Consider the following 24,821-nt stretch of genomic DNA (forward strand, 5'->3'; position numbering starts at 1 on the left):
GTTTCATTGGAATGGTGGCGCGGTGATGACACCTCCATCGCGATGCAACTGATTGAGTCCGCGTGGGATCGGAACGGCGCTGTCTGGTCCCAGGTGTCGGTTGTAGATCTCTCCGTAGTTGCCGGTGGCCCTGATCACGTTCACCACGAAATCATTGCTGAGGTCCAGCTTGTCGCCTAGATCACCCTCAACACCAAGAAACCGTCGCAACTTCGTCAGATCAGGATTGTTCTGCGCCTCTTGAAGCTTGTTGTCGACATTGGCCTGGGTGATTCCCATCTCCTCTGCTGTGATCACTGCATAAACCACCCAGCGCATGGCGTCTGAGAGTTGTTGATCACCACCTGAAGACAGGGGAGCCAGAGGTTCCTTGCTGAGAATATCGCCAAGAATGACGTGCTGCTCAGGTCGCTCAAACCCTGAGCGTGCTGATGCCAGTTGCGAACGGTCTGATGTCATTGCTTGGCAACGTCCCTGGAGATAACCAGCAACCACTTGGTTGAGATCCTGATATTTGATCGGCTTATATGGCAGCCCGAGTGACTGAAACGCATCATTCAGATTCTGTTCGGTCGTGGTACCTGAGCCAACACAGATCGCCTGACCTTTGAGATCTTTAAGACTGCGGATTCCGCTGTTTCGTTGCACCAATAACCCCTGCCCATCGTGGAAAACGACTGGCGCGAAACTCACGCCATTTCCACCTGCAGCATCTCGACTGAGGTTGAACGTTGTGTTGCGTGAAAGAAGATCGATCTCTCCAGTTTTCAGTGCTGTGAATCGTTCCGGCGCTGTGAGCGGTCTGTATTGCACCTTGCTGGGGTCATCGATGATCGCTGCTGCGAAGGCCTTGCACAGATCCACATCAAGGCCCGCATAGCTGCCATCTCTCTGGAGGAAGCTGAAACCTGGGATCTTTCCGCTGACGCCGCATCGCAGTTCTCCCCTTTTGCGAATCAAATCCACCCTTGATGCATCGCCATCTCCAAGGGTTGCGCAGGCTGAAATTGCCAGGCATGCGGAGAGAAGGGAGATCAGTGAGCGACGCTTCGTCATAAGAGTGATCCTTGAAGGGCAATTTTGTCAGAACTTCGAGAGTTTTGATAAGGATGTCTGCTGACCTTGGAGGGAATCTCTACTGTCTTCAGCATGTTGATCAAGAGCCGAAAGATGTCTCGGTTCCGACCGGGGTCCTTTTTTGCCATGGCGTTTGTACTGTCCGTGGTTGGTTCTCCTGCTTTGAGCTGGCAGCTCGGTGACCGACAGGCATACAACAACAAGATGGCCTTGCTCAACGTGATGCTTGAGGGAGCCAAGCAGCGTGCCGTTGATACCGACGATCTCCAGACTCTTTGCCTCGTGATGAGCATCGGGAATGACGTGACCGAGCGCTATCTCCAGGAGCATTCCAGCGATCAGCAGATCGAACAGCGATTGCAAGGAATGCGCAATGACTTCACATCCTGCTTGGGGCTTCTTTACAGCGGCCAGTGAACCTGTTGATTCATCTGTTTGGATCGCAGCCTTGTCAATTACCCCCTTCAGCCATGGCCCCCTTCAGGCTGAGAACCGATTCGCTCGAAAAGATTGAGACTTTCTTCGTTTAATCCTTGAACTTCGACCTTTGACCCACCTTGCTGAAGCTTGCTGATGACCTGGTTGAGTGCGCTGACACCGCTTTGATCCCAGATATGAGCTGCTGAAAGATCAATCGTGATTTGACTGGGATGATCATGAACGTCAAATCCCTGAAGAAAATAGATTTTGCTGACGAAAAACAGCTGCCCGGTGACGACGTAGCGGCGCATCTCCTCATTCACATCAACAGCATCAACACGAATCACCTTGGCTACCTTGCGGCTGAACAGGATGCCTGCCAGCGCAACTCCTGCAATCACTCCAAGCGCAAGATTATGTGGGGTGGTGAGCATGGTGACGGCGAAGGTCATCAGCATCACCGCCGTGTCGCTCTTCGGGATTGCCCGAAGGCGACGCAGTCCAGCGATGTCAGCTGTGCTCACGGCGATGCTGATCATCACAGCCACCAGTGCCGCCATGGGGATTTGTTCGAGCCATGGCCGGCCCAGGAGAATCATGGCCAGCAGGCTGACCCCTGAAAAGAGAGTGGAGAGCCGGGTGCGTCCGCCGTTGTCGATATTCATCACCGACTGACCAACGAGGGCGCAGCCCGCCATGCCACCAAACAGTGAAGACACGATGTTGGCGATGCCCTGACCTCGTGCTTCGACGTTCTTGTTGGAGTTGCTGTCGGTGCGGTCGTCGAGGATGTCTTGGGTCAGGAAGGTTTCCATCAGGCCAACAAGTGAGATGGCCAGGGCCGTTGGTAGAACGATGCCCAAGGTCTCGAGGCTGAAGGGCACTTTCATGTCGGCAGGCGAACCGAAGGGCCAGCTCGGCAGCGGCAGTCCGGTTGGCAAGTCCCCGAGGCTGCTGACGGTGGGGATCTCCAGGCTGAAACCGATCGAGATCATGGTCAGCACAATGATGGCCACCAGCTGTGATGGCACCAGTCGTGTGAGGCGCGGCAATCCATAGATGATCACCAGACCAAGCAGGACCAGTCCCCAGACGATCGGAATCTGGCTGCCATGGGGCAGCAGGTCATGGGCATGGCCCGCTACGTCTGATTCGCCGAAGTGAAGATTGATGCCCAGTTGAGGAAACTGTGCCTGGAAGATCAGCAGCGCCAGCGCGTTCACAAATCCGCTCAGCACGCCAAGAGGCACGAAACGCATCTGGTAAGCCAGGCGCAGCCAACCCCAGAGAATCTGCAGGATGCCTGTCACAACCCCGGCAACCAAGAGGTAGGTCAGCCCCAACCCTTCGCCGCGCGCTTCCCCCGTTGCGACCAGACCGGTCATCAGCAGTGCCGTGGAGCCGGTGGCGGAGGTGATCATTGCCGAGCGACCACCGACGAAAGCGATCGTGATCGACAGCAGAAACGCTCCGAACAGGCCGACCTGCGGATCCACACCCGCGATTCCTGAGAACGCAATCGCCTCCGGAATCATGGCGAAGGCCACCACAAGTCCGGACAGCAGTTCCTTGCTTGGGTTGCCAAAGCCGAGATTCAACTGCCGAGGCGCGGATCCTGAGGCCATCAATCATCTGTTGGGTGCAGGGACCGTAGTTCAGAGCGGCGGCAATCGTCCCTCCGGGTCCAGTTCGCTCTTGAGTTGGCGCAGTTCCGGCAACCACTCGCCGAAGGCATCGACCAGTTCCTGGCGATGGTTGGGCAAATGGTCATGCAATTGTGCGAGATGCAATCCCGGGAAGGCCTGGCGTAGGTCGTCACTGACCTGATCCATCCATTGCAGGCTGCGCTCCCGCCCTGAAAGATCTCCAGGATTCCAGCTTGCTGTGATCCATGGTTTCCAGACCGAATCGCGGTGAATGAAGGAAGTGCGCTGACGGTCGATTCGCGCTGTTGCTCCGCCGAGTTGCTGAGCGCTGATGCGACATCCACGATGCGGTCGTTCATTGAGTCGCGCGCTCAGTCGCTCAATCAATGGGCCAGCCTGACGCCCCAGGGCTGGACCGAGACGACCGGTCACCTCGCTGTGAGCCGCCATGGACGAACCGGTTTCAGAGGCGAGTTTGCCAAAGGTTGGCTGCTCCAGTTGATCCGCGCAGTGCTGAACGGCAGCGTGCTGATCTGTACCCAGGATCGGATCAAGTCCCGTCAGCGTTTGGGGTGTTGTCTCCTTGGAGCTGCAGTCCACTGCGTAGATCTCCAACCTGTCGCACCAGCTCCATTGCAGGCTGCATGTTTCAGGCCATTGCTCCGCCATTTGCAGCAGTTCGGGGAGTAACGAGGGACTGATCAAGCCATGGCGTACTCGCAATGGTTGGATTTGTTGGGTCTGCAGGCGCAGGCGTGTGACCACAGCCAGGAACGGTGAGGCACCCATCAGTCCGCGCCAGAGGCGTCCATCCACTGTTGTTTGATCTTCCGAAAAGGAAAAGGACTCACCTGATCCCCAGATCCCTTCGATGGCAGTGATGGAGTCGACAGCGAGGCCTTGAGAGCGGCTCAAGGGACCCATCCCTCCCGTGAGGATGAAGCCGCTTCCGGTCAGGCCGGCAAGTCCAATGGGAATGCTGCGGTTTGAAGCTCGTAAGACCTGCAGCAGCTCGGTCATCGTCAGACCGGTGCCGAATTCGATTTCTCGGGAGTTCTCGTGGTAGCTGACTTCCCGATGTCGTTGTAGATCCACTGTCCAGCAGCCATTGGCTGCGCAGCGACTGCTGCTCCCGCCTGAGCAAACCCGTAGGGGTGTTGATCCAAGCGGTTGCCGCATCAGCTGCTTCAACAACTCCGGACCGGGAGTCAGACAACCAAGGGTGTTTGCATCACTCGCCAGCAGATTCATGGTCTTTGTTTTACGGCCGCGAATAGGTTTGATACAGATGCACCGCACGTGTGACCCAGCAGATCGTTGCTCCTGCTGCAACCAAACATGGGGTTCTGATCTGTGGTCATGGCAGCCGCAACCGTTTGGCGGTTGCCGAGTTCGAGGGGCTGGCCAACGGACTCAAAGAGCGCCTGACCGGATTGCCGGTGGAATATGGGTTCCTTGAATTCGCACGTCCCATCCTGAGAGATGGCCTGGAAAGACTGCGAGAGCAGGGGGTCGAGAAGGTTCTTGCCGTTCCGGCGATGTTGTTTGCCGCTGGACACGCCAAGAACGACATCCCTTCTGTGCTCAACACCTACAGCGCTGAAACCGGGCTGGAGATCGACTACGGCCGAGAATTGGGCGTTGACAGGTTGATGATCGCCGCGGCAGGCGCACGCATTCAGGAGGCTCTCAACAGGACATCCAGTGTTGACCTTTCCGACACCATGCTTGTGGTGGTCGGACGTGGCTCCTCCGACCCTGACGCCAATTCCAACGTCGCCAAGGTCACCAGGATGTTGGTGGAGGGTTTTGGTTTCGGCTGGGGTGAAACCGTCTATTCGGGCGTCACCTTTCCACTGGTCGAACCCGGCTTGCGTCATGTGGTGAAGCTTGGGTTCAAGCGCATCATCGTGTTTCCTTATTTTCTGTTCTCAGGGGTGCTAGTCAGCCGCATCCGTCAACACACAGAACGGGTTGCGGAGGATCATCCAGGCGTTGAGTTTGTGAATGCGTCCTATCTGGGAGATCACAGCTTCGTTCTAGACACCTTCCTGGAGCGGGTTCATGAGGTGATGGGCGGAGAGACTGCAATGAACTGCTCTCTCTGCAAATACAGGGCTCAGGTGCTGGGCTTTGAGCAGGAAGTGGGGCTTGACCAGTCAAGCCACCACCATCACGTGGAGGGCCTTACAGAAGCTTGCGCCCTTTGCGAACGCGAATGCACGGGGGTTTGCCAGCCAGACGGCATCCCGATTCCTGTCGGCGCTGGCCACCATCACGATCATTCCCATGAGCATGACCATCACAGCCATGACCATGGGCACCACCCCTACCCCCACGCCGATCACCCCCTTGGACCCACGACCCTGCGTCGAATAGCACCACAGCAAGAGGCCACTGAGTCTCAAATCTGAAGCAATTCAGTGGAAATGGCATGCTCAGGCATCTCTGTCTTGCCTGAGTTTCGTGAGACTTGCTTGCATAAGCGTGCCTGATGTTTGACGGCGCTGTGGAGAACAGCTGGGGTTTTCCACAGTTCTGGGTCGCTTTTCCACTGTGATTTCCCGAAAGCAGCCGCCTGAGGGCTGGATCTGTGGTTTTGGGTTCCGGTGCCTTTCGCGACTTGACAGGAATCACCGCTCGAATGCTCGAGCGGTGGGTTGTGCTCGTCTCAGGAGCTGATCCACTGCACTGCAGTGAGTCTTGTTTGAGATCGTTGTTTGCTGGCAATGCGTTGCCGGCTTTGACGATCAGGGCTGTTGTGTGGCTTTCTGTTGGTGGAAACGGGACGCAGAAGCGCGGATGGATCGCAATCATTTGGAGCGCTGCATGGAAACGCAGCCGACCACGGCATCGGATGCTGAATCACCCTTCGTAAGTCTTGAAGCTGAAATCCCTGAAGTGCTCTATCAGGGCATGAAAGCCTTCATCGGATCCAATCCGGCTTGGGATCAATACCAGGTGATGAGCTCAGCTCTCGCCCAGTTCCTGTTTCAAAACGGCTGTTCCGAGCGCGCCGTCATGGAGCGCTATCTCGATGATCTGTTCAGTCGTTCTCAGGCGTGACAGCCGCCAGGCATGCCCTGCGGGTGATCGCCATCATGGTGAGCGTCGGGCTCTGCCATCCGGAGCTGGGCCAGCAGGCCCCATCCACCACCAGCACGTTGGGACAGCGCCAGAGACGGTTCCATCGATCAACGACGCTGTTGTCTTCGCTGGTTCCCATGGGTGCCCCTCCGACTTCGTGGATGTAATACCCGGGAGCTGGAGCGTCCTCCTGGGCAGAAAGGGCTTTGGCAACGAGCGGCTTCACAAGCGGTAGGTGCACTTGATCAGCCAGGGATGTCGTGACACCTCCGGCGACGTTGATGCAGTCCTGAATCGTGCTCTGCATGTGTTCCACCATCGCCTGCTCATTCGCTCTCCATCGGCAGCTGATATGGGGCATTGGCACACCCAGTGGATCGCAGCGTTGCGAGAGGCACACCTGATTCCTTGCATCTGAGAGCACCTCGCCGTGGCCGATCAGAAAGCCAAGCCGATGATCTGGATTGCGTTTCAGCCACCAGGGTGGATCAAACCGGTTGATGCCCCCCCAAATCCCATAGCCGCGCAGAAAGGGGCGCCCCGCGCAAGTCTCTGGGGCATTGCCGAAAGGTAGGAAGAAGCTGCCCGCTCCTGAAAGCGAGCTGGATGGATCGGATTGTTGTGTCGCCACACGTCCGGTTGCGCTGGGAACGGAAAAGAATCGACAGCAGGAGACGTGGTCCATCAAGCCTTTCCCCAGTTGGCCGGAGGGATCACTGAACCCCCTGGAATGGGACTGGCTCTCTGACTGCAGCAGCAGACGCAGCGTTGCGATCGTTGAAGCGCAGACCACCACAAGATTGCAGTCCAGTCGTTGACGTTCGCCAGTGCTGCGGTTCACCACCACAACAGAACGGGCACGCTCTTGTGCTGGACCCATGTCGAGGTATTCCGCCATCGAATTGGACAGAATCTCCACTCGACCCGTGGCCAGAGCGCGCTCAAGGCTGGAGCCGTTGCTGCTTGATTTCGGCCAGCTCGAGGTCTGCTGGCGTTGGTGGGCCTCAAAGCCTCGCGAATGGATGAAGGGGATGCCGCGTTCCCTTGTCAGCAGCTCACGGAAACGCTCTTCCTCAGGCATGAATGGCAACGCCGGTGCCATTCGACCATCAGGGAGCTGCTCAAGGCCATCCCGTTCACCTCGGACTTCAAACAGCTGCTCGAGTGCGCTGTAGTGAGGATCAAGATCGGCATGAGTGATAGGCCAGTTTTGGCCGTATCCGTCATGATCCGCGCCCTTGAACTCATAGTCCGAGAGGCGCAGTGTGATGCCACCCCAGGTGAGACTGCGCCCGCCAACTTGACGACCCTGGGTCCAAAGAAAGGGTTGATCCTCTGGTGTGCTGTAGGGGTACTGACGCTCGTCTGCGTAGAGGGAGGGGTTTTGTTTCCAGTAGCCAGGATGCTGGATCTGACGCCGATGGCGGCCGCTGATCAGCCCTTCGGCCCGCCTGACACTATTGCCTGGCTCACTCCCCAGGGCTTCCGAAGCTGATCGATCGGGTCCTGCTTCCACGACCAGAACCCGGAGCCCTGCTTCGGCAAGTGTCATCGCGGCGACGCCACCTGTGGCCCCCGACCCGATCACAATCGCTTCAAAGGGATTTAAGGACACGGCATGACGACGACCTACCGATAGTGTCTGACGCGGTCGACGGCTCTGGCCAGTCTCCTGAATCTTCCTGCTGCGTCTGCCCTTGATCTTGCTCAGACCTGTTTCCGAGCAGAGCCATCGGAGCTTGGTGGCAGTAAGACCCATCTCCGAGAGCAGATGGAGAGGATTCCAAGGCTGATTCAGGCTGTTGTTGAATCAGCTGAAGAGGCTCATTTTGACTCTGCCTGCTTCATTGGCGTTGGAGATCTCTCTCTCAAAGTTGAATCTCTGCTATGTCCTCCAGATGCAAGGTTTCGCGATGTTGCTAGCCAGCAATGTGGGGTCAATCTGAACCAGATGTCTTGCTTTCAAGACAAGACATTGAGATCGCTTTCCTTGCTCAGGTCTTGCATTTGAAGCAATTCGAGCGAAATCAACCAAACAAGAAAAGCATTAAAAAAGCCCCAACAAAGTGGGGCTTTTTTTAATTGGTGGCGGGGGGGAGATTTGAACTCCCGACCTTCGGGTTATGAGCCCGACGAGCTACCAGACTGCTCTACCCCGCGGTGACTCAAGAACTATACAACTTGGTGATCGAAGACACCACTCAATGGTGTTCAGGACGTTCGCAGCTCACCTTCCACATCCAGGTGAACGCCAGGGTTGAGGATCAGCAGCTGTTCCTCCAGTTCCTTCAGTCCGCTCGGCGTCATCCAATCGAGCTGACGCAGCAGATGCAGGGCTACAGCCTGTTTGGCACGTCGGGCGCCATCTTCAACCTTGATGGCCACGCCAAGTCCTTCTCCGGTTCGGCTCAGACATTGAATGCCTTCTGCCCCTCCTTTGCTAATCACCTGGTGATGGGAGCGTCGCATCAATTCCGTATCGAATCGACCTTCCCCAGCCACCAGTTCCGGATGCGCAAGCATCGCCCGGCTGATCTGTTCGAGCTCCGCATGAGCGGAAGAGCCCAGATGGGCAAATAACAGTGCCATCTGGTCGAGCTGAAGGCGCAGTGTGGGGGCGCCGCAGTCATCGCGTTCAGCGACCAGTTCATCAGGGGGCAAGCCGAGCAGTTCTGCCACGCGACGCGTAATCTCCTGCTGCAGAGGATGGTCTCCCTGGAGGTAGGTCTCAACGGGCCATCCCATTTTGCGAGCAGTGATTAAAAAAGCAGCGTGCTTGCCCGAGCAGTTGTGCTCTAGAGGACTCGACCGGCCTGATGGGATGGGGCACTGCAGATCATCACTGTCCAGTTCTGCGTTCCAAAGCAACCGAAAGGCCTCACGCGCATGATTTGGGGTGCCTGAATGGGATCCACAGCTAATGGCGATCCCCCGTTCCCCACAGCTGTAGGTCTCCGAGGCACCGCTGCTGATCAGCGGCAGGGCCTGAAAGGGTTTGAGTGCCGAACGAATGAACGTTTCGAAGTCTGGCTGCCCAGCCTTCATCAGCACCCGGCCGCGGCTGTCGCAGACCACTGCATGCACACGGTGAGTGGACTCGATCGAGGAGCCTCGCCGCAGCCGGACCTCAAGAGGTGGAGTACTCAGGGAGCGCGCCGAACCGCGGTAACCCGATGGGATCGACATGCCCTGTTGTTCCAAAGGTTCAGAGAGCCTGACAGATGCTTGCTCCGCCCAGCATCAGACCGGTCACGAGGGCCATGGCCCTACCGAGACGGCCAAGGATTGGCCTGACTTCGTGCTGAGCAAGCAGGAGATCACGTTCTCGCCAGGACACAGGTTTTTCCCAGACCTGAAAGTCATACCAGCCTGATTCCTCATATTCGACCTTCTCCGACAGCAGGCGTTTATGCACGTAGGTCCAGCCCAGCCATTGCCTGATCAACAGCAGCATCGGCATCACAAGGGCTGCAACAGCACCGGCAAGCAGCAAACGCACTGGATCGTGGCGCAAGGTCCAGCTACCACTGGCCACCAGCACGGTGATTGGTGAAATCAGCAGCCAGCTGATCAGCAAAGCCCGGTCGAGCGAAATCTGGGCCGTACAGGGCCATGCAAAAAACCAGGATCTGCTGAATTGAGCAAATTCCTCCTGAGGTCTTTGCTCAGGGGGAACAGGGCAAGGGATGCTCGAGGCCATGCCGGGCCGCCTGTTAATCGTCAGATGATTTGGACGTTAGGTAGGGACGGCATTCCCCGTGACTCCAAAATGCTTCAAGGTCGTAGTAACTCCTTTCTCCAGGTTGGAGCACGTGCACGATAAGTTCGCCGTAATCCAGTAAGGCCCAGCGTCCTTCGTTCACTCCCTCTTTTCGCAAGGGAAGTCTCTGGACCTCATCCTCAATCCGATCCTCGACCGAGCGTGCAATCGCTCTGACTTGAACGTCACTCTGGCCACCGGCGATCACCATCCAGTCGGCAAGACTTGAGACCTCATCAACGCGGATGAGCTGAATGTCCACCGCCTTACGGTCATCGCAAGCATCGGCCGCGAGTTCCGCAAGCTGTTCACTATCCATAGACATTTTCGCTGGTGACGGACTGACGGGAACCTTGCTGTTGCGCCATTTCAGCGCGAGCTTTCCCAGCACTCTTGCGTAACGCCTCCAGTCGGTCTTCGTAGAAGCTGCGTTTTTTCTTCTTTCTGGTTTTTTCGACGAGTTCCTTCAGTGCGCCGCCCAGGCTTTTGTAGGCATTCGGGACGCTGTAGCCAAAGCGACAGGCCAGATCAATGGCTCGTTCATCAGCCGAGATCGCATCGCGAAGCCGTTTTTCGGCATTGTTCTTCAAATAGAGGCGGTAGCCAGCGAATCCGGATAATCCAAGGGCCATGAACAAGAGCAGACCGTCTTGCACCCAGAGCTCGCCGATGGCCCCGCCGAGGCCGATCGCTAGGGCCGCCATCTCCCAGCCATCGCGGGGAATGGTGTCATTCTGAATCCTGCCCACCTCATGCCAGAACAGCAGATTTCGGTGATCGAGAGCCAGGTTGTCCCAGGCGTCGAGATCAATCTGAATCTCAACCTCATCCCTGCCGATCTCTTCAAGGGTGATCAAAGCCGGCTCAACGGCAGCGGCTGCCTCGACGAACACCCAGCTCTGCATCTCCGGGGGAAGCAACCCTTTCAGACGCTGGAGCTCACTCATAACTGTCGATTGTTCTCCTGACCCCTAACGCTAGCGACTGCCGGGCACCTGCCGCTGAACAGATGCATGTGGACATGGGGCTGCGTGGGAGACTCAAAAGGTTTGGCTGCAGAGAGAACGCACATGCCTCGGCGGAATGATCTTCGTCGCATTCTTCTGCTGGGTTCAGGGCCGATCGTGATCGGCCAGGCTTGTGAGTTCGATTACTCCGGAACTCAGGCGTGCAAAGCACTTCGCGCCGAGGGATATGAGGTCGTGCTGGTGAATTCCAACCCGGCTTCGATCATGACCGATCCGGATATGGCAGATCGCACCTACGTGGAACCGCTGACCCCTGAGGTGGTCGCAAGGGTGATTGAACAGGAGCGACCTGACGCTCTGCTTCCCACCATGGGAGGCCAGACCGCCCTCAATCTGGCTGTCAACCTGGCTGAGGACGGAACCCTGGAGCGATTCGGGGTCGAGCTGATTGGTGCCGATCTGCAGGCGATCCGAAAAGCTGAGGATCGACTGCTGTTCAAGCAGGCGATGGAGCGGATCGGAGTGAAGGTCTGTCCTTCGGGAATCGCATCATCGATCGAAGAGGCGGAGGCTGTCGGAGCCGCTATCGGCACTTATCCCAGAATCATCCGCCCCGCCTTCACTCTGGGCGGCAGTGGAGGTGGCATTGCCTACAACCCTGAGGAATATGCCTCAATCTGCAAAACCGGACTTGATGCCAGTCCCGTCTCGCAGATTCTGATCGAACAGTCGCTGCTGGGTTGGAAGGAATTTGAACTGGAGGTGATGCGCGATCTCGCCGACAACGTGGTGATTGTTTGCAGCATCGAAAACCTCGATCCCATGGGTGTTCACACCGGTGATTCGATCACCGTGGCCCCAGCCCAGACCCTCACGGACCGCGAGTACCAACGACTGAGGGATCAATCCATCGCCATTATTCGCGAGATCGGGGTGGCCACTGGAGGCAGCAACATCCAATTCGCGATCAACCCCGCCGATGGCGAGGTGGTGGTCATCGAGATGAATCCCCGCGTCAGCCGATCGTCGGCTCTGGCCAGCAAGGCCACTGGATTCCCCATTGCCAAAATTGCTGCGCGTCTCGCTGTTGGCTACACCCTCGACGAGATTCTCAACGACATCACCGGCAAAACACCCGCCTGCTTTGAACCGACGATTGATTACGTCGTCACCAAGGTTCCACGCTTCGCCTTTGAAAAATTTAGGGGCTCGCCTGCAGTGCTCACCACGGCCATGAAATCGGTGGGTGAAGCCATGGCCATCGGACGCTGTTTCGAGGAGTCGTTCCAGAAAGCTTTGCGATCCTTGGAGACCGGCCTGGCCGGCTGGGGTGGTGATCGCGCTGAGCCGGAGCTCACCGCTACAGAACTTGACCGCTCCCTGCGTACGCCCTCGCCGGAACGAATCCTTACGGTGCGAACCGCCATGCTGGCGGGACGCTCGGATGAACAGATTCATCAGCTCAGTCGCATCGACCCCTGGTTCCTGGCCAAGTTGCGCGTTCTGATCAACACCGAATCCGAACTGCTCAACGACCGGCAGCTGTCGGCCCTCAGCGCTGCGGATTTTCTCCGGCTGAAGCAGCTCGGCTATTCCGATCGTCAGATCGCTTGGTTCACCGGCTCAGATCAGCTGGATGTGCGCGAAGCGCGACTGAAGCTTGGCGTGCGTCCCGTGTTCAAGACCGTGGACACCTGTGCGGCCGAATTCGCTTCGACCACTCCCTATCACTACTCAACCTATGAACGTCCTTGGTCTCGCCTGGATGCAACGGGGACACTGACGGTTCAGCCCCCGGCGACAGAAGTGTCAGAGGACAACAGGCGCAAACTGATGATCTTGGGCGGCGGTCCCAATCGCATTGGTCAAGGCATCGAATTCGATTACTGCTGTTGCCATGCATCGTTTTCAGCCCAGGACCGTGGCTTCGCCACGGTGATGCTCAATAGCAATCCCGAAACGGTCTCCACCGACTACGACAGCAGCGATCGTCTGTATTTCGAGCCACTCACGTTTGAGGATGTTCTCAATGTGATCGAGGCGGAACGACCCGAAGGCGTGATTGTGCAATTCGGCGGCCAAACGCCGCTCAAGCTGGCGATGCCCCTGCTGCGTTGGTTGAACTCACCGGCAGGTCAGGCCACGGGCACCCGGATCTGGGGAACATCCCCGGAATCGATTGACCGTGCTGAGGATCGTGAGCAGTTCGAAGCGATTCTGCGTGAACTTGATATCCGCCAACCACGCAACGGACTTGCCCGCAGCGAACACGAGGCACGCGCGGTGGCAGAGACCGTGGGGTATCCGGTCGTCGTGCGCCCCTCTTACGTGCTGGGTGGTCGGGCAATGGAGGTCGTTCACGACGAGTTGGAGCTCAATCGCTACATGACCGAAGCGGTGCAGGTGGAACCAGATCATCCGGTGCTCATCGACCAATACCTCCAGAACGCCGTTGAGGTGGATGTGGATGCGCTTTGTGACCGGGATGGTGTGGTGGTGATCGGTGGGCTGATGGAGCACATTGAACCCGCTGGGATTCATTCAGGTGATTCCGCCTGTTGTCTGCCATCGGTCTCTCTCGGAGATGAGGCCCTTGCCACCATTCGCTCCTGGACCAAGGCCCTTGCCCTACGTCTTCAAGTTCAGGGTCTGATCAATCTTCAGTTCGCTGTTCAACGCACTGCCTCAGGGGAGGAGAGGGTGTTCATCATCGAAGCCAATCCGCGCGCTTCAAGAACAGTGCCTTTCGTGGCCAAGGCCACCGGTGTCCCATTGGCACGAGTCGCCACTCGCCTGATGGCTGGCGAGATTCTCGCTGATATCGGTCTCAGTCAGGAGCCTTCTCCGCCGCTTCAAGCGGTGAAAGAAGCTGTGCTCCCCTTCCGGCGCTTCCCTGGTGCCGATTCCCTGCTGGGACCGGAAATGCGCTCCACCGGCGAGGTGATGGGGTGGGCTCCGCACTTTGGGATGGCTTACGCCAAGGCAGAGCTGGCCGCCGGGGAGGCCCTGCCCACCAAGGGCAACGTTTTTCTGTCGACCCATGATCGGGACAAGCTGGCGCTCGTTCCTGTGGCCAAGCGTTTGCTTGATCTGGGTTTCTCGCTCACCGCAACCGCTGGCACAGCGGCCACGTTGAGTGAGGCTGGTCTTCAGGTGCAGTCAGTGTTGAAGGTCCATGAAGGGCGTCCGAATATCGAGGATCTGATTCGCTCTGGTGCTGTCCAACTTGTGATCAACACGCCAATTGGACGTCAAGCGGCCCATGACGATCGCTACTTGCGGCGTGCTGCGCTCGATTACTCAGTACCGACCCTCACCACGCTTGCCGGAGCTCGGTCTGCTGTTCAGGGAATTGAGGCGCTGCAATCGCAGACGTTTGATATCCATGCCCTTCAGGATGTTCATCGATAGGCTCAGCCCCGGTAAGGTCGCCAAAGCGTCAATGTCTCCAAGTGACTGTCACCAGCATTCCCAACGTTGCCCCCGGCAGTGACTGCCGGGATGCTTTTCAAGCTGCTTATCAGAATCGCTACACCTGGGAACCGGGCTTTGGCGGATATCAAGGACGGTGCGTCTGGGAACAGGGCGACCGTCGTGTTGAAGGTCGTTTCCAGATCGGTGCGGATCTGAAGGCCAAGGTCGAGGGCATCGATGATGCTGAGGTGGAGAAGGCGATCGCATCCCAACTCTGGGAAGTCGCCATTCATCGTGTTCGCAGACCTTTTGAGCAGGTGCATGGTGCCAACACCTTCACGGCTGGTGACAGCACCGATGAAGGCTTGGAGGTTTTGATCGGAGGGAAAGGTGAGGGTGATCGCTATCGCATCAAAGCTGATGTGGTGACGATGGTTCACCGCCATATCCACGGAACGGTGGTCACGATTCACACCGGAAGCACGACGGACACTGGATCGGGTTATCTCAGTCGCAACTACACCAGCCAGTATTCGGATCCGACCAGCGGCGAAGCCAGGGGTGCCTCCAGCACGTTTGAAGATACGTTCGTGCCTGTTGGTGAGCAGGGTTGTTGGGTCCTTGAGCGTCGAGCGATCGGCTCCAAAGATGCCGACGGCAAGGACACGCTTCAGGTGTTCGAGTTCAACGATTTGGTTGCGCTCTGATGTCAGTTCCTTCAAGCGCTGCCGATAACTTCGACAGAGTCGTTACCGCGATCAATGGTCCGGTCAGTTCCTTCGCCTGGGGATGGCCGACTGTGGGTCTGATTTCGATCACCGGCGTGTTGCTGATGGTCGGTCTGCGCTTCATGCCGATCCTGCGGCTTCCCTATGGAGTGCGCATGATGTTGGCCCCTTCAGACCAGCAGGCTGAGGGTGATATCAGTTCCTTTCAGGCTCTGATGACTTCGCTGGCGGCCACCGTCGGCACGGGAAATATCGCGGGTGTGGCAGGAGCGATCGCCATCGGTGGGCCAGGTGCGGTCTTTTGGATGTGGTTGATCGCCTTCTTTGGCATTGCAACCAAATACGCCGAAGCCGTTCTGGCGGTTCACTATCGCGAGGTGGATGACCTGGGTCATCACGTCGGTGGGCCGATGTACTACATCAGCAAAGGTCTTGGACCTCGATGGGTCTGGCTGGGAGGGGTGTTCGCTCTGTTCGGCATGCTGGCCGGTTTTGGCATCGGCAACGGTGTTCAGTGCTTTGAAGTCTCCAGTGCATTGCTCGGGCTCGGGGTTCCTCGGGAAGTCACAGCCGTCGTCCTTGGGGTGTTGGTCTTTGCCGTGATCATCGGCGGTGTGCGCCGGATCTCCAAGGCCGCCTCCGCGATTGTGCCGTTCATGGCGATTGCCTATGTGCTCGCCTGCCTGATCATTCTCTTGGCCAACATCGGCAGTGTCGGTGACGCCTTCGCAAGCATTTTCAGCAATGCATTCACCGGTCAGGCAGCTGCAACGGGCACGCTCACTGCCCTCGTGATCTTGGTCAGTGGGATCGCTGGCGGTGGATTGTCGGGGTCTGAACTGTCAATCGCAGCCTTCAATGAGGCGCTGGCCGGTTCGGGGTGGATCGTCACCTTCGGCTTGCTCGTTTTCGCGTTCACCACTGTTCTCGGTTGGAGTTTCTATGGCGAACGCTGCACCGAATATCTGTTCGGTGTGAAGGCGATTCTGCCTTTTAGGGGCGTCTGGGTGGCTGTGGTGGTGATCGGTTCGTTGGTCGGTGACCGTGGTGTGGTGTGGGGTGTCGCGGATACTCTCAATGGCCTGATGGCCATTCCCAACCTGATCGCGCTGTTGCTGTTGTCAGGAACCGTTGTTGAACTCACGCGTCGTTATCGCTTCCCTGATGCGTCGGAATCATCCAACTGATTGCATCGGCTGATCCGCTGTAAAAAAGCCTCCGGCCACGGCTGGAGGCTTTTTTGATGGTGAGGCTTGTGCGATTCTCTTGATCGCTCAGCCTTAATCGGGCATGGGGGTGACGTTCTTCAGGCGCTCATTCAGCTGCATGGCCATGGACTGACGTCCCACTGCCAGAACTTTCAGGGTGTCTTCGTGCATCCGCAATTGCGCATCGGCGACCTGCATACCGCGCACCAGTTCCTTCAGATCTTCAGGAAGTTCATTGAGGTTGTAGCGCTTGCCTTCGAAGGTGAGAACTGGGTTTTCTGCTGGTGTTGCGGTCATCGGATCGACTGAATCACTGTTGAATCCAAGGAAACTTAGCCGCACCGATCGCGAATCATTTGGCGTTCACACAGATCTCGATAACGACCGTTGTTCGCCATCAACTGATCATGGCTGCCTTGTTCACTGATTTGGCCATGTTCAAGCACAACGATCTGGTCAGCTTCCTGCACCGTGGCCAGGCGGTGAGCGATCACCAGCACGGTGCGGCCATGCATCGCCTGGCGCAGTCCCAGCTGAACAGCCGCCTCAGCCTCAGCGTCTAGGGCGCTGGTGGCTTCATCAAGCAACAGCACAGCGGGATTTCCCAGCACGGCTCTGGCAATAGCAATGCGCTGCAGCTGGCCTCCAGAAACATTGGTACCGCGTTCCTCCAGCTTCGTCTCGTAGCCATCTGGCAAGGCCATGATGAAGTCGTGGGCATTGGCCAGACGGGCTGCTTCCAGCAGCTGATCATGGCTCGCTGGTCTGCCGAAACGAATCGCCTCGGCAATGCTGCCGGAGAACACCGTTGTGCGCTGTGGCACGAGGGCGATCTGCTGCCTGAGTTCGCGGGCTTTCACTTGCGCCAGGTTGTTCCCATCAAGCTCGATCTCTCCTGACTGGGCACTGTTGAAGCGCAGAAGTAGGGAGAACAATGTGCTTTTGCCGGCACCGGATGGGCCCACCAGCGCCACCACCTGACCGGCTTGGATGGTCAGATTGATATCACGAAGCACCGGTTCGCCATTGCCGTAAGCGAAGTGAACGTGATGCAGATTCAGGTGTCCTGCGGGTCGACCAATCGGCAAGGCCGGATCTGGATCAGCAGTTTCCTGAGGCTCCTGTTCGATCTGGCGCAGTCGTCGCAGCGAAGCCTGGCCCTGCTGAAATTCATTGAAGTTGTTGGTGACGTGAGCAATGGGGTCGATCAGCACCACAAGGCCAGTGAGGTAGCTGCTTAAGCCAGCAATGGTCAGGCCATCGTTCTGAATCCTCCAGGCGGCCAGTCCCAGCACGGAGAAAAGACCCACCACTTCGATCATTCCCACCACCGGATGCTGCAGTGCAACAAGGCTGTAGGTGCGGTGCCTGGCCTGACGATGCTGATCAATCTCGTCTTCAAATCGACCTTGAAGCCAGGGCTCTGCGGCAAACGCCCGCACAAGCGGCAGGCCCTCGATGGCCTCGCCGAGCAAACCGGCCAGTTCGCTCACTTTTTTCTGACTGCGTTCGGTGGCCGCCATCACCTTGGCGCCAAACAGGCTGATCAGCCAGATAATCAATGGCGCCAGCAGCAGGATGGAGGCCGTGAGTTTCCAGTCCAGCCAGAGCATGTACCCCAGCACCGCCAGCAGTTGGAGCGCACTTGGCAGTGTGTCGTGAATCGATTTGTACAGCACTTCGCTGACACGATCCGCGTCTTCAGTCAGTCGGTACGTGAGATCACCTGCTGAGAGTTTCTCCAGTGCCCCCAGTTCAACGGTCTGCAGGCGACGAAACAGATTGCTGCGCAGGGTCTTGCTCACCTGAAGGGCTGGTCCGGCTAAGAGGGAGTCCTGGCCGAACTGAGCCAGTTTCTGGATTGCGAAAATCAGCACTCCCTGCCCGATCAACCCGAGCACCCGCCCAAGATCTCTCGATCCCAGTGCGGGGAAGAGGGATCCAGCGAGGTTGAGCAGCAACAGAAAGCTGCTCACATAGATGAGCATGCAGACCAGCCCGAGGCTCAGTTGCGGCAGATGCGGACGCAGCAATGGCAGCAGCCTGCGGAATCCTGCCTCGGAGGTTTTCAGCATCGCGTCACACTATCAATGCTCTTTCTTGATCTCTTGGGTTGATGCGACTCGATCAGTTCCTGAAATGGCAAGGATGGGTTGGCACCGGTGGTGAGGCCAAGATGTTGATCCAGGCTGGGCAAGTACGTGTGAATGACAGCGTTGTGACTCAGCGAGGTCGACAGCTCAAGCTCGGGGATTGCGTGATTGTGGGTGGCGATCAGGCGGTCGTCACGAAGATCTGAGACGACTTTGCTCGCGTAGGAACGTAAGTTGGCTGCTGCTGAGCCGCAGAGGACGCAAGCGTGGGCAAACCGGTGATTGCTGGAAACTGGAAGATGCACATGACGTGCGCCCAGGCCCGGGACTGGTTGGCCACGTTTTTGCCACTGATCGCCGACACGCCTGACGACCGTGAGTTGGTGGTTGCGCCTCCGTTTACGGCGATCAGCACCACTGCTGAGATCACTTCAGGATCACGGCTGGAGATTTCAAGTCAGAACGTGCACTGGGAAGCCAATGGCGCGTTCACGGGTGAGATCGCTCCATCGATGCTGGAAGAGCATGGAGTGCGTTACGCGATCGTTGGTCACAGCGAGCCTCGTAAGTATTTCAGTGAGAGTGATGAGCAGATCAACCATCGGGCGCGTTCAGCTCAAGCCCATGGCCTAATTCCGATCGTCTGCGTTGGAGAAAGTGATGAACAGCGCAGCCGTGGTGAAGCTGAGCGCGTGATCCGCCGTCAGGTCGAGCAGGGCCTCGAAGGACTGGATCCAAATCGTCTTGTCGTTGCCTATGAACCCATCTGGGCCATCGGCACCGGCAAGACCTGTGAATCGTCGGAGGCCAACCGCATTTGTGGTCTGATTCGTAGTTGGGTGGGTGCCCCTGATCTGATCATTCAGTACGGAGGATCCGTCAAACCCGGAAATATCGATGAGCTCATGGGCATGAGTGATATCGATGGTGTGCTTGTCGGTGGTGCATCACTGGATGCTGAAAGCTTCGCTCGCATCGCCAACTATCAGGTCGCCTGATTCCTCATGCGTCATCCCGACTGCTGGGGCCATCGCCCGGCTGTGATGGGGGTGATCAACCTCACCCCGGATTCCTTCAGTGATGGAGGACGATTCAACCGGGCGGATCTGGCTTTGAACGAGGCGTCACGTCAGTTGCGCGATGGAGCGGAGGTGCTTGATCTCGGTGCCCAGAGCACCCGGCCTGGTGCTTTTGATGTGGGTGCGGAAGAAGAGCTGTCGCGTCTTCTCCCCTGCCTTCAAAGCATTCGTGCAGCCCATCCGCAGGTGATTCTTTCTGTCGACACCTTTCGGGCATCCGTTGCCCGAGCTGCGTTGGAGGCAGGCGCTGATTGGATCAACGATGTCAGTGGAGGCAGACGCGACCCGGTCATGCTCTCGTTGGTCGCCGATGCTGGTTGCCCCTATGTGCTGATGCACAGTCGTGGTGACAGTCAAACCATGGACGACTGCACCGATTACGGCGAACAGGGCGTTGTTGCCGGAGTGTTGCATGAACTCAGGCTCAGCACTGACCGAGCTCTCCAAGCAGGTCTGAGCAGGGAACAGCTGATTTGGGATCCAGGTCTTGGCTTCGCGAAGACCACAGACCAAAATCTTCAGCTGATCAGACAGTTGGACGAGCTTCAGCAGGACGGCATTCCGCTGTTGCTGGGACCTTCTCGAAAGCGTTTTATCGGGGCTGTTCTTGACCAGCCCCGATCCAAGGCAAGGATCTGGGGGACGGCTGCAGTCTGCGCCAGGGCTGTGGAGGCAGGGGTCCACGTGGTGCGAGTCCACGATGTAGGGCCGATCCATCAGGTGGTGACCATGGCCGCGGCGGTGGCTCGGCAAGATTCGCCCGCCAACGTTCATGACTGATCTGGCTAGAACAGACCCTTCTGTGAGGCATTCATGAGCACGAGCCCTGAGCTCACCCTGCTTTACGACGGGGGATGTCCACTCTGCGTCCGTGAGGTGACGTTTCTGCGTCGCAAGGATCGCGATCAGTCCATCCGCTTCGTTGACGTTGATGCACAGGAGTACTCCCCCGAGGATTGGTCTGGCATTAGCTATCGCCAGGCAATGGCAAGGATTCATGCCATTCAGGCCGATGGAACAGTGCTCACTGATGTCGCGGTCTTTCGCGAGGCTTACCGCTTGATCGGTCTCGGCTGGCTGTATGCGCCAACCCGCTGGCCAGTGGTCGGGCCAGTGGTTGATGGTCTTTATGGCGTCTGGGCTCGCTATCGCCTGAAAATCACCAACCGTGCATCGCTCGATCAACTGTGTCAGGAGCGTTGTTCGCTGCCGCAGTGAACTGAGTGGTCCACCCATGACAAAAGCCGGTGTCAGAGCACCGGCTGAATGGTTGAACTCTCAGAGCTGAGAGTTCAGTGCTGTGAGGTCTGTGTTCAGGATTCGGCGGTTGTGACGCCCTCAATCCGATCCTCAACTTCCTGGTAGAGCTCCTGGAGCTGTTCGATGTTTTCGTCGGAGGTCTCCCAGTAACCACGACCGTGCACCTCAAGCAACGTCCCCACAATGCGGCGGAAACTGTTGGGATTCAGATCCAGAAGTCGCTTGCGCATTTCTGGATCGTTGATGAACGTCTCGTTGGCTTCTTCGTAAACGAAGTTGTCAACTGAGCCACTGGTTGCACTCCAGCCAAGAGTGAAATTAAGCCGCTTTGCAACTTCTCGAACACCCTCATAACCCGAGTCGAGCATGCCCTCATACCACTTCGGATTGAGAAGCTTGGTGCGCGAGTCGAGACGAATCGTCTCGTTCAGAGAACGCACCTGAGCGTTGGCTGTGGTGGTATCGGCGATGTAGCTGGTGGGTGCCTTGCCGTCATCACGCAGACCAGCGATCAGTTTGGTGGGATCAGAGTCGAAATAGTGACTCACATCGGTGAGGGAGATCTCCGCGGAATCCAGATTCTGGAAGGTGACGTCAGCGGTTTTCATGACATTTTCGAAGACATCACGCTTTTGGTTCATCTCACCAGGATTGTCAGCATTGAAAGCAAAGGTTTTCCTGGAGAGATACATCTCCTGCAGCTCGCCCTCCTCTTCCCAGGTGCTGTTTTCCACGGCCAGATTCACATTGGAGCTGTAGCTGCCACTGGCATTTGAGAACACCCGACAAGCCGCGTCTCGCAAGCTGCTTCCCTCTTTTTCAGCCTGCTCAAGGGCATGTTTGCGAACAAAATTCTGCTCGAGTGGCTCATCCGCTTCTGCTGCCATCTTCACGGCCTGGTCGATCAGTGCCATCTGGTTGATGAACAGATCGCGGAAGACTCCAGAGCAGTTCACCACCACATCAACGCGGGGGCGTCCAAGCTCCTCAAGAGGAATGAGCTCAAGCTTGTTGACGCGACCGACGGAGTCAGGCATGGGCTTCACACCTACAAACCAGAGGATCTGGGCCAGAGATTCTCCGTAGGTTTTGATGTTGTCCGTGCCCCAGAGGACGCAGGCAATGGTTTCGGGCCAAGCTCCCTGCTCCTCGCGTTGGCGCTCGATCAACTTGTCCACCACCCCTTTGGCCGCGGCAACAGCAGCCCGGGTTGGAATTGCCTGAGGGTCGAGAGCGTGGATGTTTTTGCCACTGGGGAGAACTCCGGGATTACGGATCGGATCACCGCCAGGTCCGGGGAGGATGTATTCGCCATCGAGTGCTTTCAGAAGACTCTCCATCTCCATATCGGCGCAGATCTGCTCAAGGCAGAAACGCAGATAGCCGAACAGCCTGTCGAGCTCCGTTGGATCGATCTCACTGAACCCGCTGTTTTTGCAGGCCTTGAGCCATGGTGAAGGCAGCTTGAAGCCGAAGCGGGTCAGCAGGTCGCTGAACCACGACCAGTTGTTGCGCAGGTTGACTCGTCCGTCACTGCCGGTGACAGACCGGACCATGGCGGAGATCGCTATACGCGATGTCTCGGTAATGGTGCGGTTGAGCTCCACATCAGCGAGAACACCGTTGTCATTTCCCTTGTAGACCTCTTCGATCGTTCGATTGATCGATTCAGCCAACAGGCCTGGAAGGGAACGGAGTCCATCTTCATCTCGTTCCAGAGCTGCGATGTTCACGAGGGTGGCAATGGCTTCCTCGGCGGTGGGAGGCTTGCCGATGGTGTGGAGTCCGCAGGGAAGCAGACGGCTCTCGATCTCCATCAGCTGCCGGTAAACGGCACCAACGAGGGCGTCGCGTCCTTCCAGATCTAGGGATGCGGCATCGTCATCGGGCAGATCAACATCCTTGTCGAGGTTGCATAGGCGAGCCGTCTCCACAATCGTGTTGACGATTTGCACGCCGCGACCACCCTCACGCAATTGTTGGTAGGAGCCAACCAATTCGCCAAGTTCTTTGAGCCCCTTGTAAAGCCCGGCATTTTCCGCAGGTGGAGTGAGGTAGCTGATCGTTGACGCATAACCACGACGCTTGGCGATCGTTGCTTCAGATGGGTTGTTGGCTGCGTAGTAGTAGAGGTTCGGTAGCGATCCAATCAGGGAGTCTGGATAACAGGTTTCGCTCATCCCCATCTGCTTGCCGGGCATGAACTCCAACGACCCATGGGTGCCGAAGTGGAGCACTGCATCGGCCTTCCAGATTTTTTCCAGATAGGTGTAGTAGGCCGCAAATCCGTGATGAGGGCTGGCGCTGCGCGAATAGAGAAGACGCATGGGGTCACCCTCGTAGCCGAAGGTGGGTTGTACGCCGACAAAGACGTTGCCGAAGTGTCTGCCGAACACCAGCAGGTTCTGCCCATCACTGTTCAGATTGCCGGGTGGTTTTCCCCAGTTCTCCTCAAGCCGTTCTGAGTAGGGAGTGAGTCGTTCGTATTCCTCGACACTCATTCGGTGCGCGACGGAAAGCTCTGGAGAGCCCTGCATGGCATTGGCGTCGTTGATCACGGCTTCCAGCAAGGCTCGGGGCGTGGCAGGCAGATCCTTGATGTTGTATCCCTTCTCTTTCATCTCCTCCATGACGCGATGAATGGAGCCGAAAACATCGAGATAGGCCGCGGTGCCAACGTTGCCCTTGTCGGGTGGGAAGCTGAACACCGTGATCGCCAGCTTCTTGTCGACACGGGGTTTGATGCGCAGAGATGACCACCTGATTGCCCGTTCAGCGATGGCGTCAACTCGATCCTGAAGTGTGTGAGCTTTTCCGGTGGCGTCGTCTCTGCCGGAGAGAACAATTGGTTCGATCGCACCATCCAGCTCGGGAATAGCGATTTGGAGTGCGACTTGAACCGGATGCAGACCGAGATCACTGCCTTCCCATTCCTGGGTCGTCTGAAACACCAGCGGCAGAGCCACCATGTAGGGACGATTGAGCTTTTTCAGTGACTCGACTGCCTTGGGGTGGTCTTGACGGGCAGGGCCTCCCACCAGGGCAAAACCTGTGAGGGAGACAATGCCGTCAACAAGAGGTTGGTCTGGATTCAGAGGGTCGTAGAAGAAGGCATTGACGGGCTTGGAGAAGTCGAGCCCTCCGCAGAAGATGGGAATCACCCGGGCACCACGGAACTCCAATTCCTGGATCGTCGCCACGTAGTGAGCATCGTCTCCAGTCACAATGTGACTGCGCTGCAGCACAAGACCGATCACTGGTCCTTTCAGGGCCTGATCGGAGAGATCGGTGCGGCTTGAGGTCCAGTTGAGATATTCCCTGAGGTCCTCGAACATCGACGGAGCCAGTGGATGCCAGATCCCGAGATCAGGAAAGACTTCGGGGGCTGCAACGTCCATCACAGGACGCTCCTCACCTTCTTCTGCAGGGAAGACATATTTGTCCGCCAGCATCAGCAAGAAATTGCGCAGATTGTCTGGTGTTCCACCCAGCCAATACTGGAAGCTGAGCATGAAGCTGCGCGCGTCTTGCGCCTTTTCAACAGGCAGATATTTGAGAACAGTGGGTAGCGTGTTCAGGAGCTTGAGCATGGCGTCCTGGAAACCGGCGCCGCCAGCTTCCTTTCGCTTTTTCATGAAGCCAGCAATCGCGCTCTTGCTCTGTCCGAGCTGAGCCATCGAGAAGCTGCCGAGCTTGTTAAGGCGCATCACCTCCGGCATAGAGGGAAAGACAACCGCGGCTTTGAGACGATCGCGATGGGGGGTGACGGCGTCGACAACCTTCTGAGCCAGATCTTCGATGAAAATCAAAGAGGCGATGAACACATCGGCCTGGGCCACATCGTCTTTGAAGTCTTCGTAGTTGGTGTCGTCGCGAAGTTCTTCGATCAGGTAGCCGCTGAGTTCGATACCCAGGTCGCCTCCGCTGGCGTTCAGAGCGGTGGCCGCCTGCGTGAGTGCGTTCTGGTACTGGGGCTCCAGCACCACATACACCGCCTTCATGACGGACTTATGGTTCTGACCCTCCACAGGAGCCACGCGGCGATTGGCGGAGCGGACCTGTGTGAACATCGGCGCACATT

At 57.4% G+C, this 24,821-nt stretch carries 21 protein-coding genes and 1 tRNA gene; 10 read left to right on the plus strand and 12 right to left on the minus strand.

The annotated features are described in order from the left end of the window. Window positions 1-3: 3 nt before the first annotated feature. The gene (locus tag SynMITS9220_RS05165; protein WP_186991220.1) at window positions 4-1,056 is read right to left on the minus strand and encodes an amino acid ABC transporter substrate-binding protein; all 1,053 of its coding nucleotides are present in this window, start codon (window positions 1,054-1,056) and stop codon (window positions 4-6) included. A 147-nt stretch (window positions 1,057-1,203) separates the two neighbouring features. Here SynMITS9220_RS05165 and SynMITS9220_RS05170 point away from each other — a divergent pair, with 147 nt between their 5' ends. Then, the gene (locus tag SynMITS9220_RS05170) at window positions 1,204-1,494 is read left to right on the plus strand and encodes a hypothetical protein (RefSeq protein WP_255483235.1); all 291 of its coding nucleotides are present in this window, start codon (window positions 1,204-1,206) and stop codon (window positions 1,492-1,494) included. Between the two features lie 47 nt (window positions 1,495-1,541). Here SynMITS9220_RS05170 and SynMITS9220_RS05175 read toward each other — a convergent pair whose 3' ends face one another. Both SynMITS9220_RS05175 and SynMITS9220_RS05180 read right to left on the minus strand, forming a co-directional pair. Continuing rightward, the gene (locus tag SynMITS9220_RS05175) at window positions 1,542-3,122 is read right to left on the minus strand and encodes a SulP family inorganic anion transporter (protein ID WP_186991224.1); all 1,581 of its coding nucleotides are present in this window, start codon (window positions 3,120-3,122) and stop codon (window positions 1,542-1,544) included. Window positions 3,123-3,152: 30 nt separating this feature from the next. Beyond that, a complete protein-coding gene (locus SynMITS9220_RS05180; protein ID WP_186991226.1) occupies window positions 3,153-4,394 on the minus strand; it encodes an FAD-binding oxidoreductase in 1,242 nt (413 codons plus the stop codon). A gap of 50 nt (window positions 4,395-4,444) precedes the next feature. Between SynMITS9220_RS05180 and SynMITS9220_RS05185 the strand changes: the two genes are divergently transcribed. Further along, window positions 4,445-5,557: a sirohydrochlorin chelatase gene (locus SynMITS9220_RS05185; protein ID WP_186991228.1), complete on the plus strand. Its 1,113-nt coding sequence runs from the start codon at window positions 4,445-4,447 to the stop codon at window positions 5,555-5,557. Between the two features lie 388 nt (window positions 5,558-5,945). Then, complete coding sequence (locus SynMITS9220_RS05190) at window positions 5,946-6,209, plus strand: DUF2811 domain-containing protein (RefSeq protein ID WP_115126359.1); 264 nt, start codon at window positions 5,946-5,948, stop codon at window positions 6,207-6,209. Here SynMITS9220_RS05190 and SynMITS9220_RS05195 read toward each other — a convergent pair. The 6 genes from SynMITS9220_RS05195 to SynMITS9220_RS05220 form a co-directional block, all read right to left on the minus strand. Continuing rightward, entirely contained in the window at window positions 6,190-7,845 is a 1,656-nt protein-coding gene (locus SynMITS9220_RS05195) for a GMC oxidoreductase (protein ID WP_186991908.1), read from the minus strand. The two genes, SynMITS9220_RS05190 and SynMITS9220_RS05195, sit on opposite strands and share 20 nt — an antisense overlap. A 468-nt stretch (window positions 7,846-8,313) precedes the next feature. Next, window positions 8,314-8,390, minus strand: a tRNA-Met gene (locus tag SynMITS9220_RS05200). Window positions 8,391-8,441: 51 nt separating this feature from the next. Then, window positions 8,442-9,416, minus strand: a complete 975-nt coding sequence (locus SynMITS9220_RS05205) for an asparaginase (RefSeq protein WP_186991230.1) — start codon at window positions 9,414-9,416, stop codon at window positions 8,442-8,444. Window positions 9,417-9,435: 19 nt separating this feature from the next. Continuing rightward, window positions 9,436-9,930: a CGLD27 family protein gene (locus SynMITS9220_RS05210; RefSeq protein ID WP_115126356.1), complete on the minus strand. Its 495-nt coding sequence runs from the start codon at window positions 9,928-9,930 to the stop codon at window positions 9,436-9,438. A 13-nt stretch (window positions 9,931-9,943) separates the two neighbouring features. After that, the gene (gene rsfS / locus SynMITS9220_RS05215; protein WP_186991232.1) at window positions 9,944-10,309 is read right to left on the minus strand and encodes a ribosome silencing factor; all 366 of its coding nucleotides are present in this window, start codon (window positions 10,307-10,309) and stop codon (window positions 9,944-9,946) included. Next, on the minus strand, window positions 10,302-10,937 hold the full coding sequence (locus SynMITS9220_RS05220; protein WP_067097042.1) for a DUF3318 domain-containing protein: 636 nt from the start codon (window positions 10,935-10,937) through the stop codon (window positions 10,302-10,304). Before SynMITS9220_RS05220 ends, rsfS begins: the two co-directional genes overlap by 8 nt. 123 nt (window positions 10,938-11,060) lie before the next feature. Between SynMITS9220_RS05220 and carB the strand changes: the two genes are divergently transcribed. Genes carB through SynMITS9220_RS05235 form a run of 3 tightly spaced genes read left to right on the plus strand, consistent with a single transcriptional unit; the run spans window position 11,061 to window position 16,287 of the window. Next, window positions 11,061-14,369: a carbamoyl-phosphate synthase large subunit gene (carB, locus tag SynMITS9220_RS05225; protein ID WP_186991234.1), complete on the plus strand. Its 3,309-nt coding sequence runs from the start codon at window positions 11,061-11,063 to the stop codon at window positions 14,367-14,369. A gap of 41 nt (window positions 14,370-14,410) precedes the next feature. After that, complete coding sequence (locus tag SynMITS9220_RS05230) at window positions 14,411-15,079, plus strand: DUF3386 domain-containing protein (RefSeq protein ID WP_067097050.1); 669 nt, start codon at window positions 14,411-14,413, stop codon at window positions 15,077-15,079. Then, entirely contained in the window at window positions 15,079-16,287 is a 1,209-nt protein-coding gene (locus tag SynMITS9220_RS05235; protein ID WP_186991236.1) for a sodium:alanine symporter family protein, read from the plus strand. Before SynMITS9220_RS05230 ends, SynMITS9220_RS05235 begins: the two co-directional genes overlap by 1 nt. A gap of 93 nt (window positions 16,288-16,380) precedes the next feature. Here the strand turns inward: SynMITS9220_RS05235 and SynMITS9220_RS05240 are convergent, their stop codons facing one another. Next, window positions 16,381-16,605 carry a DUF6447 family protein gene (locus SynMITS9220_RS05240; RefSeq protein WP_067097182.1) on the minus strand — a complete coding sequence of 75 codons (225 nt, stop codon included), beginning with the start codon at window positions 16,603-16,605 and terminating at the stop codon, window positions 16,381-16,383. Window positions 16,606-16,640: 35 nt separating this feature from the next. After that, entirely contained in the window at window positions 16,641-18,383 is a 1,743-nt protein-coding gene (locus tag SynMITS9220_RS05245; protein WP_186991238.1) for an ABC transporter ATP-binding protein, read from the minus strand. Between the two features lie 41 nt (window positions 18,384-18,424). Between SynMITS9220_RS05245 and SynMITS9220_RS05250 the strand changes: the two genes are divergently transcribed. Genes SynMITS9220_RS05250 through SynMITS9220_RS05265 form a run of 4 tightly spaced genes read left to right on the plus strand, consistent with a single transcriptional unit; the run spans window position 18,425 to window position 20,698 of the window. Then, complete coding sequence (locus tag SynMITS9220_RS05250; protein WP_067097061.1) at window positions 18,425-18,607, plus strand: RNA-binding S4 domain-containing protein; 183 nt, start codon at window positions 18,425-18,427, stop codon at window positions 18,605-18,607. A 60-nt stretch (window positions 18,608-18,667) separates the two neighbouring features. Further along, window positions 18,668-19,399 (plus strand): triose-phosphate isomerase, encoded by a 732-nt coding sequence (gene tpiA, locus SynMITS9220_RS05255; protein ID WP_067097064.1) that lies wholly within the window; start codon window positions 18,668-18,670, stop codon window positions 19,397-19,399. 6 nt (window positions 19,400-19,405) lie between these two features. Next, window positions 19,406-20,260 (plus strand): dihydropteroate synthase, encoded by an 855-nt coding sequence (gene folP, locus SynMITS9220_RS05260; protein ID WP_186991240.1) that lies wholly within the window; start codon window positions 19,406-19,408, stop codon window positions 20,258-20,260. A 33-nt stretch (window positions 20,261-20,293) separates the two neighbouring features. Next, a complete protein-coding gene (locus SynMITS9220_RS05265; protein ID WP_186991242.1) occupies window positions 20,294-20,698 on the plus strand; it encodes a thiol-disulfide oxidoreductase DCC family protein in 405 nt (134 codons plus the stop codon). A gap of 95 nt (window positions 20,699-20,793) precedes the next feature. Here the strand turns inward: SynMITS9220_RS05265 and SynMITS9220_RS05270 are convergent, their stop codons facing one another. Continuing rightward, on the minus strand, window positions 20,794-24,810 hold the full coding sequence (locus SynMITS9220_RS05270) for a magnesium chelatase subunit H (protein ID WP_186991245.1): 4,017 nt from the start codon (window positions 24,808-24,810) through the stop codon (window positions 20,794-20,796). Between the last annotated feature and the right edge of the window lie 11 nt (window positions 24,811-24,821).

The organism is Synechococcus sp. MIT S9220 (assembly GCF_014304815.1).
Classification (GTDB): Bacteria; Cyanobacteriota; Cyanobacteriia; order PCC-6307; family Cyanobiaceae; genus Synechococcus_C.

Coding starts and splice junctions, on each gene's coding strand:
- SynMITS9220_RS05165 (WP_186991220.1), bottom strand. CDS start 1,056: ATGACGAAGCGTCGCTCACTGATCTCCCTTCTCTCCGCATGCCTGGCA.
- SynMITS9220_RS05170 (WP_255483235.1), top strand. CDS start 1,204: ATGGCGTTTGTACTGTCCGTGGTTGGTTCTCCTGCTTTGAGCTGGCAG.
- SynMITS9220_RS05175 (WP_186991224.1), bottom strand. CDS start 3,122: ATGGCCTCAGGATCCGCGCCTCGGCAGTTGAATCTCGGCTTTGGCAAC.
- SynMITS9220_RS05180 (WP_186991226.1), bottom strand. CDS start 4,394: ATGAATCTGCTGGCGAGTGATGCAAACACCCTTGGTTGTCTGACTCCC.
- SynMITS9220_RS05190 (WP_115126359.1), top strand. CDS start 5,946: ATGGATCGCAATCATTTGGAGCGCTGCATGGAAACGCAGCCGACCACG.
- SynMITS9220_RS05205 (WP_186991230.1), bottom strand. CDS start 9,416: ATGTCGATCCCATCGGGTTACCGCGGTTCGGCGCGCTCCCTGAGTACT.
- SynMITS9220_RS05210 (WP_115126356.1), bottom strand. CDS start 9,930: ATGGCCTCGAGCATCCCTTGCCCTGTTCCCCCTGAGCAAAGACCTCAG.
- rsfS (WP_186991232.1), bottom strand. CDS start 10,309: ATGGATAGTGAACAGCTTGCGGAACTCGCGGCCGATGCTTGCGATGAC.
- SynMITS9220_RS05220 (WP_067097042.1), bottom strand. CDS start 10,937: ATGAGTGAGCTCCAGCGTCTGAAAGGGTTGCTTCCCCCGGAGATGCAG.
- carB (WP_186991234.1), top strand. CDS start 11,061: ATGCCTCGGCGGAATGATCTTCGTCGCATTCTTCTGCTGGGTTCAGGG.
- SynMITS9220_RS05235 (WP_186991236.1), top strand. CDS start 15,079: ATGTCAGTTCCTTCAAGCGCTGCCGATAACTTCGACAGAGTCGTTACC.
- SynMITS9220_RS05240 (WP_067097182.1), bottom strand. CDS start 16,605: ATGACCGCAACACCAGCAGAAAACCCAGTTCTCACCTTCGAAGGCAAG.
- SynMITS9220_RS05245 (WP_186991238.1), bottom strand. CDS start 18,383: ATGCTGAAAACCTCCGAGGCAGGATTCCGCAGGCTGCTGCCATTGCTG.
- SynMITS9220_RS05250 (WP_067097061.1), top strand. CDS start 18,425: ATGCGACTCGATCAGTTCCTGAAATGGCAAGGATGGGTTGGCACCGGT.
- folP (WP_186991240.1), top strand. CDS start 19,406: ATGCGTCATCCCGACTGCTGGGGCCATCGCCCGGCTGTGATGGGGGTG.
- SynMITS9220_RS05265 (WP_186991242.1), top strand. CDS start 20,294: ATGAGCACGAGCCCTGAGCTCACCCTGCTTTACGACGGGGGATGTCCA.
- SynMITS9220_RS05270 (WP_186991245.1), bottom strand. CDS start 24,810: ATGTTCACACAGGTCCGCTCCGCCAATCGCCGCGTGGCTCCTGTGGAG.